General features: G+C 74.5%; 10 protein-coding genes and 2 pseudogenes. 10 read left to right on the top strand and 2 right to left on the bottom strand.

Features of this window, described 5'->3' with window-relative positions:
* The 9 genes from ABD335_RS27465 to ABD335_RS27425 all read left to right on the top strand — a co-directional run.
* Positions 1-383: hypothetical protein (locus ABD335_RS27465; RefSeq protein ID WP_344328335.1), on the top strand; the 383-nt coding region annotated here is incomplete at its 5' end.
* Between the two features lie 24 nt (positions 384-407).
* Positions 408-833, top strand: coding sequence for a phage tail protein (locus tag ABD335_RS27460; protein ID WP_344328334.1), 426 nt, complete (start codon positions 408-410; stop codon positions 831-833).
* A gap of 59 nt (positions 834-892) precedes the next feature.
* Positions 893-1,615, top strand: a complete 723-nt coding sequence (locus ABD335_RS27455) for a CIS tube protein (protein WP_344328333.1) — start codon at positions 893-895, stop codon at positions 1,613-1,615.
* Positions 1,612-3,435, top strand: a complete 1,824-nt coding sequence (locus ABD335_RS27450) for a VgrG-related protein (RefSeq protein WP_344328332.1) — start codon at positions 1,612-1,614, stop codon at positions 3,433-3,435. Before ABD335_RS27455 ends, ABD335_RS27450 begins: the two co-directional genes overlap by 4 nt.
* Before the next feature lie 80 nt (positions 3,436-3,515).
* A complete protein-coding gene (locus ABD335_RS27445) occupies positions 3,516-3,833 on the top strand; it encodes a PAAR domain-containing protein (RefSeq protein ID WP_344328330.1) in 318 nt (105 codons plus the stop codon).
* Positions 3,833-4,255, top strand: coding sequence for a GPW/gp25 family protein (locus ABD335_RS27440; protein ID WP_344328329.1), 423 nt, complete (start codon positions 3,833-3,835; stop codon positions 4,253-4,255). The genes ABD335_RS27445 and ABD335_RS27440 overlap by 1 nt, the downstream gene beginning before the upstream one ends.
* Complete coding sequence (locus ABD335_RS27435) at positions 4,255-6,213, top strand: putative baseplate assembly protein (protein WP_344328337.1); 1,959 nt, start codon at positions 4,255-4,257, stop codon at positions 6,211-6,213. The genes ABD335_RS27440 and ABD335_RS27435 overlap by 1 nt, the downstream gene beginning before the upstream one ends.
* Positions 6,210-6,773: a phage tail protein gene (locus ABD335_RS27430; RefSeq protein ID WP_344328327.1), complete on the top strand. Its 564-nt coding sequence runs from the start codon at positions 6,210-6,212 to the stop codon at positions 6,771-6,773. Before ABD335_RS27435 ends, ABD335_RS27430 begins: the two co-directional genes overlap by 4 nt.
* Before the next feature lie 562 nt (positions 6,774-7,335).
* Positions 7,336-8,028, top strand: a complete 693-nt coding sequence (locus tag ABD335_RS27425) for a zinc ribbon domain-containing protein (protein ID WP_344328325.1) — start codon at positions 7,336-7,338, stop codon at positions 8,026-8,028.
* Positions 8,029-8,244: 216 nt separating this feature from the next.
* On the opposite strand, the gene ABD335_RS27420 is transcribed toward ABD335_RS27425, so the two are convergent.
* Both ABD335_RS27420 and ABD335_RS27415 read right to left on the bottom strand, forming a co-directional pair.
* A complete protein-coding gene (locus tag ABD335_RS27420) occupies positions 8,245-9,585 on the bottom strand; it encodes an O-antigen ligase family protein (protein ID WP_344328324.1) in 1,341 nt (446 codons plus the stop codon).
* A 109-nt stretch (positions 9,586-9,694) separates the two neighbouring features.
* Positions 9,695-10,432, bottom strand: a pseudogene (locus ABD335_RS27415) (MarR family transcriptional regulator); the annotation flags it as partial.
* A 405-nt stretch (positions 10,433-10,837) separates the two neighbouring features.
* On the opposite strand from ABD335_RS27415, the pseudogene ABD335_RS27405 reads away from it, so the two are divergent.
* Positions 10,838-11,371, top strand: a pseudogene (locus ABD335_RS27405) (hypothetical protein); the annotation flags it as partial.
* Positions 11,372-11,403: the final 32 nt, after the last annotated feature.

The following is an 11,403-nucleotide window of genomic DNA, read 5'->3' as shown; positions in this document are numbered from 1 at the left end:
CGGCAGCGGCCCCGCCGCCGACGGGGCCCAGCCCCGTGGTCAGGCCGAAGGCCGGGATGCCGGGCCCCGGACCGGCGACGGGCGGTGGTGGGACGGGCCGGGCGGCACTCCCCGTCCAGCGCGGCGTCGCCGGCACCGGGGGCGCCGCCGTGCCCACGGGCACACCGGCCACGGCGGTGCCGACGCGCGGCCGGCCGCGGTCGTCCTCCGCGCCATCCGCTCCCGACAAGGGAGCAACTCGGCGCACCGAGACACCGCAGGACCCCGGCGTCGACCTGGACGACCTGGCGCGCCGTCTGCTCGACCCGATGGCCCGGCTGCTCCGCACCGAGCTGCGGCGCGGGCGGGAACGCACGGGCCGCTCCCACGACGGACGCCGCTGAGAGCACGGAACGGATGACGGACGGATGACGGACAACATCTTCGCGACGAGCGTGTTCTTCCGGCTCGCGATCGGCGGCAACGACCTGGGCGCCTTCCACACCTGCTCCGGCATGGGTGCCGATGTCGAGCTGGAGACCTACGCCGAGGGCGGCAACAACGGCTTCACCTGGCACCTGCCCGGGCGCGTGACCTGGTCGAACATCACGCTCACCCGGCCGGTCACCGCCGACACGGCGAAGATCGGCCGCTGGCTCGACGAGACGCTGCGGCGGGTGGAGCCCAAGGACGGCGAGATCGTGGCGCTGAAACCGGACCTGACCCGGATCATCGGCTGGCAGGTGTTCGGGATCGTCCCGGTGCGCTGGCAGGGGCCGTCCTTCGACCCCGCCAGCTCCCAGGCCGCGGTGGAGACCCTGGAGATCGCCCACGAGGGGCTGCGTCCTTCCTGACACAGCCTTGTCGACCGCCCGCCTCTCACGTACTCGCTCCCGGAAAGGAAGGCCCCGGCATGTCCCCAACGATCCGCACCAGTCGGGCCAGGGCCCAGTTGACTCTGAAGGAGCCCCCGGCGTCGGTCGGCGCGAAGCCCGGCGGGACGATCGAGCGGCTCGACCTCCAGTTCAACCCCTCCACGCTGCAACTGGGCAAGAGCACCGAGTGGCGACGCTCCCCGTCCCGGATGGCGGAGGAGTCGGCGCTCCCCGAGTTCGTCGGCAGCGGCCCGCGCACGCTGAGCCTCGAGGTGTTCCTGGACGCCACCGCCACCCACGACAACTCCGTGGAGCAGGCGGTGGAGAAGCTGATGAAGGCGTGCGTGCCGACCCCGGCCAGCCTGGGCCGCAAGAAGCCGGCCAGCCCGTGGGTGCGGTTCGAGTGGGGCACGGCGCGGACGACCTCGTTCGACGGGGTGCTCTCCAGCCTGTCGGTGACGTACACGCTGTTCGACGTGGACGGCAGGCCGCTGCGGGCCACCTGCGCGCTGTCGATCGAGGAGGCGAGCGTCGACCCGCCGGGCCAGAACCCGACCTCCGGCGCGCGCACCGCCCGCAGCACGCACACCGTGGTGGCCGGCGACAGTCTGGCCCTGCTGGCCTGGCGCGAGTACGGCGACGCGACGGCCTGGCGGGTCATCGCGGAGGCGAACGGAATCGACGACCCGATGGCGCTCGTGCCCGGCACCGAACTGGTGGTGCCGGGGCTGCGGGACGCGGGAGGTGAGGAGGAGCGGTGACCACACCCGAGGCACGGGGCGGCCGGTCGTTCGCGGCGGACCCCGTCGTGGAGGCGCCCGCCGAACTTCCGCCCGTCTGGGCCGCCCAGTTGGTGAGCTGCGTGGTGGACGAGAACGTGGGTCTGCCCGACGCGGCGGTGCTCACCTTCCGCGACCCCGATCACGAGTTCCTGAAGGCGACCGGCATCACCATCGGCACCCCGCTGCGGGTGTCGGTGGTGACCGTGTCCGGGCAGGCGCGCGAGCGGCTGTTCAACGGCGAGGTGACGGCCCTGGAGGTGGACCGCGACCGCACGGGCTCGTTCACGGTGGTGCGCGCCTACTCCAAGGCGCACCGCCTCCAGCGGGGCCGGAAAGTGGTGGCGTACCGGAACATGACGGCGGCGGCCATCGTCCGCAAGGTGGCCGCCGGGGCCGGGCTGGCCTGCGGAACCGTGCAGGCCGCGCCGGTCACCTACCAGCAGCTGTCGCAGGCGAACGTGTCCGACTGGGACTTCCTGCAGTACCTGGCGGCGGAGAGCGGCGCACAGGTGCGCGTCGACGACAAGGGGCTGCTCCAGTTCACCCGGCCGAAGAAGGCGTCCGGCGCGCCCGCGCCCTCGACCCCCGCCACGCGGAGCCCGATGGTGCTGGAGTACGGCCGGAACCTGCTGGCGCTGCGGGCCTCGCTGTCGGCCGCGGACGGGGCGTCGTCGGTGGAGGTGCGCGGCTGGGACGTCACCACGAAGCAGCCCTTGGTGTCCCGGCAACCGTCGGTGGACAGCGAGACGGCGATCCCGGGCCTGGACCCGGCGATGAGTGCCCGGTTCGGCAAGGCGGCGAAACTGGCCGTCACCGACACCCCGTACCGCACCCAGGCCGAGACCGCGGCGGTCGCGGAGGCCACGGCCGCCCAGGTCGGCGCGGGCTTCGCCGACCTGGAGGCGGTGGCCGAAGGCAACCCCCGGCTGCGGGCGGGCAGGCCCGTGACACTCGGCAACGTCGGACAGGCGTTCTCGGGCCGCTACACGGCCACGGCGGTGCAGCACGTCCTGGATCCGCACGGCGGGTACCGGACGACGGTGTGGGTCAGCGCCAGTCCGGACCGCTCCCTGACGGGCCTGGTGACCGGCGCCAACGCGCCGGCCCGCGGCCCGCGCATGCCGGGACTGGCGATCGGCGTGGTGACGGACGTGCGCGAACCGGGCGGCGCCGAGCGCGGCGCGGTGCGGCTGAAGTTCCCCTGGCTGGACGACACCTACGTCACCGACTGGGTGCGCACCGTGCAGTGGGGCGGCAAAGGCGGCGGGGGCGTGGTGAGTCCGGAGGTCAACGACGAGGTCCTGGTCGGCTTCGAACAGGGCCTGCTGGACAGCCCCTACGTCATCGGCGGGCTCTACAACGGCGTGGACAAGCCGTCGCCCCACGACGTCCCGCTGATCGACGGCACCAGCGGGAAGGTCAACCGCCGCTCCGTGGTGTCGCGTTCGGGACACCGGGTGGAGCTGCTGGACGCCGCGGCTCCGGGGCCCTCCGGGCTGCGGCTGATGACCGGTGACGAGCGCCTCGAGGTACGCCTCGACGACCGGCGGGACCGGATCGAGCTGACGGTGTACGCCGGGCGGGGCCGACCCCTCACCTCCGTCCTGCTCGACAAGGACGGCATCACGCTGGACGCGGGGCAGGGCACCGTGAGCGTGCGGGGCCGGCAGGTGGACATCGCCGGCACAGCCGGCGTCCGGATCGACGGCCGTTCGGTGGAGGTCACCGGCCGGTCGGGCGTCACCGTCGACGGCGGCCTGCTGGGCGTCCTCAAGGCCCGGCTCATCCGGATCAACTGAGGCCCGGCCCGTGTCCGTCCCCGTCCACCAAGAACGCGACCCGAACCCTCGGGCCCAGGACCTTCCACGAGGAGCGCCGCATGCCAGCCGCAGCCCGTACCGGTGACCCCACCAGCCACGGCGGTCTGATCACCACCCCGCCGCCCGGCGCCGCCGCGGCGGTGGCGCGCGTGGTGATCGGCGGCCGTCCCGCCGCCGTCGTGGGCAGCCTGCACGCCTGCCCGATGCCACCGCACGCGGTCATGGGACCGGCCAACGTGATCCTGCCCGGCCCGGCCGCACTCGCCGCGGCCACGGTGCTCATCGGCGGGGTGCCGGCCGCGCGGGTGGGCGACCGCACCGCGTGCGGCGGAACCGTCCTGGCCGGTGCCCCGAACGTACAGATCGGGGGCGTGTGATGAGCGAGCGGTTCATCGGCCGCGGCTGGGCGTTCCCGCTGCGGGTCGGGCCGACCGGCGGAATCGGCATGGTCGAGAAGGAGCGGGAGATCGAGGAGGCGATCCGCCTGGTGCTCGGCACCGCGCCCGGCGAGCGCCCCATGCGCCCCGAGTTCGGCTGCGGCATCCACGACTACGTCTTCGCCCCCGGCGACGGCGCCACCGCCGGACGCGTCGCGCAGCAGGTGCGCGAGGCCCTTGAGCGGTGGGAGCCGCGCATCGCGGTGGACGACGTGGTGGTCGCCTTCGACGCCGTCGAGGCCGGCACCCTCTACATCGACGTGCACTACACCGTGCGTTCCACCAACGACCGGCGCAACCTGGTCTTTCCCTTCTACACGATCCCCTCCGACGAGGGGGCCGAGGAATGGGGCGCCGACTGATGGCCCTGCCCTCCCCCAATCTGGACGACCGGCGGTTCCAGCAGCTCGTCGACGAGGCGAAGCGGTACGTGCAGCAGCGCGCCCCGGAGTGGACCGACCACAACGTCTCCGACCCGGGCGTCACCCTGATCGAGACGTTCGCCTACCTCGTGGACCAGTTGCTGTACCGGCTGAACCGGGTTCCGGACAAGAACTACACGGCGTTCCTCGACCTGTTGGGCATCCGCCTGTTCCCCCCGACCGCGGCCGTGGCCGAGGTCGACTTCTACCTGTCGGCGCCGCAGCCCGACACGGTGGCGCTGCCCGCGGGCACGGAGGTGACCACCGCGCGCGGCGAGACCGACGAGGCCGTGGTGTTCGCGACCACGGACGAACTGCGCATCCTGCCCAGCGAGTTGACGCGCCTGGTGACCGCGCCCCGGGCCGGTGAGCAGACCGACCGGACCAAAGCGCTCGCCGAAGGCCGCGACGTGCCCTGCTTCCAGGCGGCACCGGAGCCGGGCGACGCGCTGCTGTTCGGCCTGCCGACGGCGGTGCCGCGCTGCATCGTCGCGGTGCGCCTGGACAGCCGTGTGGAGGGCGTCGGCGTGGACCCGCGCCAGCCCCCGCTCGTGTGGGAGGCGTGGGACGGCGGCGGCTGGCAGGTGTGCGAGACCGGCACGGACACCACCGGCGGGCTGAACCGGCCCGGCGAGGTCATCGTGTACGTGCCGGCCGGGCACACGGCGTCGGTGATCGGCGGGACGCGGGCCGGCTGGCTGCGCTGTCGCGTCACCGAGGCGGAGCCGGGACAGCCGTTCTACTCGCAGTCCCCGACGGTGCGCGAGGCGGCGGTGTTCACCGTGGGCGGCACCGTGTCCGTCGAGCACGCCGAGACCGTCACCGACGTGCCGCTCGGTACCTCGGAGGGGGTCGCGGGGCAGACGTTCCGGATCGACCGCCCGCCGGTCCTCCTCGACGGGGAGCCCCCCGTGGTGGAGGTGTCCTCGGCCGAGGGGTGGCACCGCTGGGAGGTGGTGGAGCACTTCGGCCGCTCCGGGCCCGCCGACCGGCACGTCCGCGTGGACGCCACCACCGGCGAGTTCGGCTTCCCTCCGGTGCTGCGCGAGCCGGACGGCACGCTGCGGCAGTGCGGCGCCGTACCGCCCAAGGGCGCCCGGGTGCGGGTGGCCCGCTACCGCACCGGCGGCGGCCCCGCGGGCAACGTCGCCCGCGGGGCGATCTCCGTGCTGCGCAGTTCCGTGCCGTACATCGCGCGGGTCGTCAACCGGGAGGCGGCGCGCGGCGGTGTCGCCGGTGAGACCGTCGCCAACGCCAGGCTGCGGGCGCCGGACGCGCTGCGGATGCAGGAGCGCGCGGTGACCGCCGAGGACTACGAGATCATCAGCCGTCAGGCGGCGCCCTCGGTGCGCCGGGTCCGCTGCCTGCCCGCCGGCGACGACGCGGGCGCGGTACGGGTCCTGGTGGTGCCGGACGCGGTCGCCGACGAGGGCGACCGGCTCCGCTTCGAGCAACTGATCCCCTCCGACCAGGTGCTCCGGGCGATCACCGCGAGCCTCGACGAACGACGCCTGATCGGCACCCGCCTCGTCGTGGAGCCGCCGGTCTACCAGGGCGTCACCGTGGTGGCCCGGCTCGCGGCGGCGCCGGACGACACCGACCGGGTGCGCGACGCGGCGCTCGCCGCGCTGTTCCGGTACCTCGACCCGCTGCACGGCGGCCCCGACGGCACCGGGTGGCCGTTCGGGCGGCCGGTGCAGTACGGGGAGGTTTTCGGCGTGCTGCAACGCGCCGGCGGCGACGCGCTGGTGGAGGACATCCGGCTGTTCCCCGCCGACCCGATCACCGGGCGGCGCGGCGCGCCGACGAACCGCATCGACGTGGCCGCGGGCGCGCTGGTCTTCTCCCACCAGCACCAGGTGGCCGTCACGGCCCTCGAGCCGGAGGCACGGGGATGAGCCGCGCCGCCGTGCCCGGACTGCCGAGCAGGTACCCGATCGGCGGGCAACTGCCCGCCCTGTACGCCGACGACGACTTCGCGCAGCGGTTCACCGCCGGTCTCGACACCGTCCTCGCACCGGTCTTCGCGACCCTCGACAACCTGCCCTCCTACTTCGACCCCCGGGTGGCTCCGACCGACTTCCTGGCCTGGCTGGCGTCGTGGGTGGGCGCCGCCGACGACCCGCAGTGGCCCGTGGAGTCGCGCCGCGAGGCGGTCGTCCGCGCGGTGGAGCTGCACCGGTGGCGCGGCACCCGGCGCGGCCTGGTCGAGGGCCTGTGGCTCACGCTCGGCGTGCACGCCGAGGTGACCGGGGACGGCGGCGCGGCGTGGTCGCGCACCGCCGGTGCCGACCTCCCGCCGGCCCCTCCCTCCGAGACCCTGGTCCGGGTGTGGCCGGGCCGCGCGACGCGGGTGGACCCGGACCGGGTCCGCGAAATCGTCCGGGCCATGTGCCCGGTGCACACCGTCTGTCGGGTGGAGGTCCTGCCCGGCCCGCCCACCGACGAAGGGAGGTGACGTCGTGCGCGCGTGTCCCGCGTGCGGGGCGTCCAACGGCCCGGACGACGACTTCTGCGGCAACTGCGGCACGTACCTGGGCTGGTCGCACACCCCGCCGGCCCCGAGCACGCGCTCGGAGCCTCCGGCCTCACCGCACCCCGCCCCGGCGCCCGCACCGCCGGCGGACGAGCCCGCGTCCGCCGCGCCTCCCCACACCTCGTCGCGTGCCCGGCCGGCGGGCCGCGGCCACGACGAGGCGAGGGGGACGGACTCCGCGCGCGCCACGGGCTCAGGCTCCGGCGACGACGCGGGTCCCGGCGTCGAGCCCGGTCGGGAGGAGAGCACGAGCCCTCCCCCGCAGGCCGGACCCGACCATGCCCGCACCGGGCCTTCCGAACCCGAACCCGCCGCATCCGGAACGGGGCCACGACCACCGCAAGCCCGGGCCGCGGCGTCGCCCTCCGCCACCCCCACCCCCGAGGCACCGACACCGGACCCCGTCCTGCCCGTACGCCCCGCGAAGCCGGTCGCCCCACGCCCCGTCGTACGGCCCGCGGCGGTGTCGGACGAGGTGGCGGGGGTGCCCTGCCCCGCCTGCGGCACGCCCAACCCGCCGGACCGCCGGTTCTGCCGACGCTGCGCGACCGCGCTGAGCCCCGCCGCCACGCCCGCCCCGCTGCCGTGGTGGCGGACCGTGTGGCCGTTCCGCCGCCGGGTGCGGGCGGGCTCGGGCCGGGCGGTGCGGTTCCTGGTGATCCTGACCGTGGTGGTGGCTCTGTGCGCGGGCGGTCTCCTGCTGCTGCCGGCCGGACGCGCCCTGCTCGAGGACACCCGGGACAAGATGAGCAAACCCAGACCCGTGACCCCGGTGGGCATCGAGGCGAGCGCCGAGATCCCCCGGCACCCGGCGACGAACACCACGGACGGGCTGAGCAACCGCTACTGGGGCGCGCCCGCACCGGGCGCCTCGGTGACCTACACCTTCCGCAAGCCGTTCCGGTGGGTCGATCTGATCATCATCAACGGCGCGTCCAAGTCCCCCGAGGACTACGCCCGCCAGGCACGCGCGCTCCGTCTGGATCTGGAGGTGACGCGGCAGGACGGCACGAAGCACCACGAGGAGCTCACCCTCGGCGACAAGCCGGGCCCACAGACGTTCCCCACCGGGATCAGCGACGTGAAGACGGTGCGTCTGGTCCTGCGCTCGGCCGTCGACCTGACCGCGGGCCGTCACCTGGCCCTGGCGGAGGTGGAGTTCTTCCAGAGAGGCTGATCCGGCGCCGCCCCGCGCCCCGGCGGACGGGGCAGCCGTGGCCGACGGGTCGGCCGTTCGACGGGCAACGGGCCTCCGCACTCGTCCGCGACGCCACGGCTGTCGAACAGCCCGGAAGCGTCGGCGGCCGGCGCCCCGCCGTGTGTCGGCGTCGGTCCTGTCGTCGGAGGTGGGCACAAGAGCGTGTGCACCCGTGGTGGGTTGGCCGTGGGCCGGTCATGGGGCGGGGTGCGTGGAGTCGGATCGTTCCGAATGGGCCGCGGGAGACCGCACGGCCGCCGTGGTCGCCGGTGAAGGCGCGGCCGCACGGCGGCGCCACCGGTCGGGGGCCTCGGCCATGACCAGGCCGAGCACCAGCCAGAACAGCATGTCGACCCGGTCCAGGTTGGCCGGGTGGTCCGCCATGCCCACCAGGAAGAAGCCGACCAGCGCGGCGAGCCCGGCGGTGCCGACGACGGACTTCTCACGGGCGGCGCGGGCCGCGCAGACCAGGGCGGTCGCGGTGATCAGGAGCACGGCCGACAGACCGGCCACGCCCGCCTCGACCAGCCAGTTGAGCCACAGGTTGTGCGCGTGGGCGAAGACCCGGTCGCCGGGCGTGGCGGCCGAGATGACGGCGCCCGCCCGCCCCAGCCCCACTCCCAGCGGGTCGGCGGAGGCGATGTCGAGGGCCGCCCGCCACGCCTGGCCCCGCACCCCGAGCGCGGTGCCGGCCCGCGACACGACCCAGATCACCACCGCGCCGGCGGCGAGGGCGGCCAGGCACAGCCCGGCCGCCAGGCGGCGGCGCCGCTCGTCGAGTCGCGGGGCCAGCCGGTACGCGGTGCCGAGCACCAGCAGTCCGGTGGCGGCGGCGACGTAGCCGGCCCTGGAGAAGGTGGTCAGTACGGCGGCGTATCCGATGACGCCGACGAGCACGACCACGGCCCGGGCCGTGCGCTCGGCGACCGCCCCCACCGCCAGGAGGGCGACCGGGGTGAACAGGACGAGGAACGCGGCGAGCAGGTTGGGGTTGGCGAAGGTCCCGACGGCGCGGATCAGCGTGCCGCTTCCGGAAGCGTCGCAGTCGACTTCCGTGAGCAGCCCGGTGCGGCAGAAACCGGTCGGCGTCTCGTTGGTCACCTGCGCGAACGCCGTGGTGCCGACGGCCGCCACGCAGACCAGCGCGAGCAGCCCGAACGCCCGCCACGACTCGGGCCGGGACCGCCGCACCGCGACGATCAGGTAGTACCCCGCGACGGCGGTCAGCAGGCCGCGCAGCGGGGCCGTGGCATGCCCGCCGACGACCGTGGTCCCGGCGGAGGCGAGCAGCAGCAGCCCGATGGGCAGGTCCAGCCGGGTGCGGAAGGTCCTCAAGCGGACGCCCGTGACCAGCAGCGCGACCAGCCCGGCCGCGAGCGCCAGCCGCAGCGGTGTGACGACGCCGATGAGCGGAGTGTCGGAGAGGAAGTCGGTCGCACAGTCCAGTACGACGACGGCGGCCGCCACGAATGGTGTGGCCCTGGCCGCCGCGTGCGGCAGCCCACTGCCCGCCGGAGCGGTCCGGTTCGATGCCATATGTGCACTTTGGCGCATGCCGGTCCTTCGCCGGCCGACCGGAACCGCCTCGGGCCCGAGTATCACCTGATCGTCGATCCGCGATCCGAACGCGGCTCGGCGGTGTCGCCCGAGGGCGCTTCGGGTTTGTGTGGAGGATCTCGCGGGCCTCCCCCGCGGCGCGTGCGATGCTCTCGGCGACGACGGCGACGACGGCGGCGAAGCGGGCGATGTTCTCCAGGCGGGCGGCGGCCGAGGTGCGGGGGCCGAGGATGTCCACGCCCTGCCGGGCGACCGCCACGAGGTGGGCGGTGGACCGGGCGCCGGCCAGCATCGACTGGTACCAGACGTCGTCGTCGACGACGTAGCGTTCGCGGCGGCGTTCGCCGGGTTCCCGGCGGACGAAGCCCTGGCTCTCGAGGAACGCGATCGCCTTGGAGACGGACGCCGGGCTGACCCGCAGGTGCCCGACGAGTTCGGCGGCGGTGAGGCTGCCGGTGTCGGTGACGCACAGGCAGGCCAGCACCCGGGCCGTCATCCTGGGCATGCCCGAGGCCATGAGGACGGTGGTGAACGTCTCCTCGTACTCGCGGACGGCCTCGGCGTCGCGTCCGGGGGCCCGCGGGGGCGTCTCCGGGTTCCGGGGCGCGGTCCGCCTGCGCCGGTGGGCGCGGCGCTCGCGGTGCACTGGGCCGAGCGGAATCCGGACCGCACGCCGGGGGTGGTGTGCGTGGACGGCGGGATTCCGTACGGTCTGACCGGCGAGGAAGGCCGTGAGCGGATCCGGAAGCTGTTCCGCAGGATGCGGTTGCTGCTGCCGCTGGTGCGCCCGTTCGGCCTGGCCGCCCGGATGACCGCCGACGAGCATGCCGAGGTCAACATCGAGGCCAACGAGATCAACGCCGCCATCGCGCCGGTTCTGGACCGCGTGACCGTCCCGGCCCGGTACGTTCTGGCCACGGGCGGCAATCTCGGCGCGGGCCGGGAGGAGATGGAACAGGTGCGCGCCGCACTCGATCCGGTGCTCGCCCGCAATCCGATCATCCAGGTGAGCGCGAAGGTCGCGAGCAACCACTCCCACATTCTGCGCAAGGACTTCCGTGCCGTCGCCGACGCGGTTCGCGGGCTCGCCGCCGTCCGCGACCGCAAGGCCGACTGAGCGGATCGGGGGCGCCCCCGCCCCCCGGCCGGAGGTGGCCTCGGCCGACCGGGCCCGTTCCTCCCGGACCATCCGCCACCACCTGCGCGGGCGCGGCATCGCGGCATCCGGGCGGTGCTCCCGGTGCCCGCGGACCAGGCCGCCCACCGCGGACGCAGGGGCGGGCGCGGGGTCGACCTTCGGCGCTCGACCGCCGGGTCCACCGCGACCGCACCAGGGTCGAGCGGTGTCTCGACCGGCTCGGTCAATGGCGTGGTCCGGCCGTGCGCACGGGCAACCCGCCCCGCACCACCGGGCCGGACTCCACCTCACAGGCATCTTCGTCCGCTCACAGCAGTGATCCGCCAGGCACGCTCCAACCGCGGATTCCCCTTGGCGAGACGGAGCGTCTCGCCAAGTTTCCTGTTCATCGGTCGGCAGCCTGCGCTCCCTCTGCCTGCCGCGCGATCCTGTTCGCCCGACAAAGGACTGCTCTTGCCCCCTGCTCCCGCAGGCGCCACCGTGACCACTCTTCCTCTCACCACGTCTCAGCTCGCGCTTGCCGAGGTGACCAAGCGCCATGGCGACCGCACTGTGCTGGACCGCGTGTCCCCGGCCGTCCGGCCGGGCGAGAAGGTCGGTGTCGTCGGGGACAACGGCTCCGGGAAATCCACGCTTCTGCGGTTGCTCGCAGGGCGGGA

It is taken from the genome of Streptomyces macrosporus (assembly GCF_039533145.1).
Classification (GTDB): Bacteria; Actinomycetota; Actinomycetes; order Streptomycetales; family Streptomycetaceae; genus Streptomyces; species Streptomyces macrosporus.
This window is presented reverse-complemented; position numbering and strand designations above follow the sequence as displayed.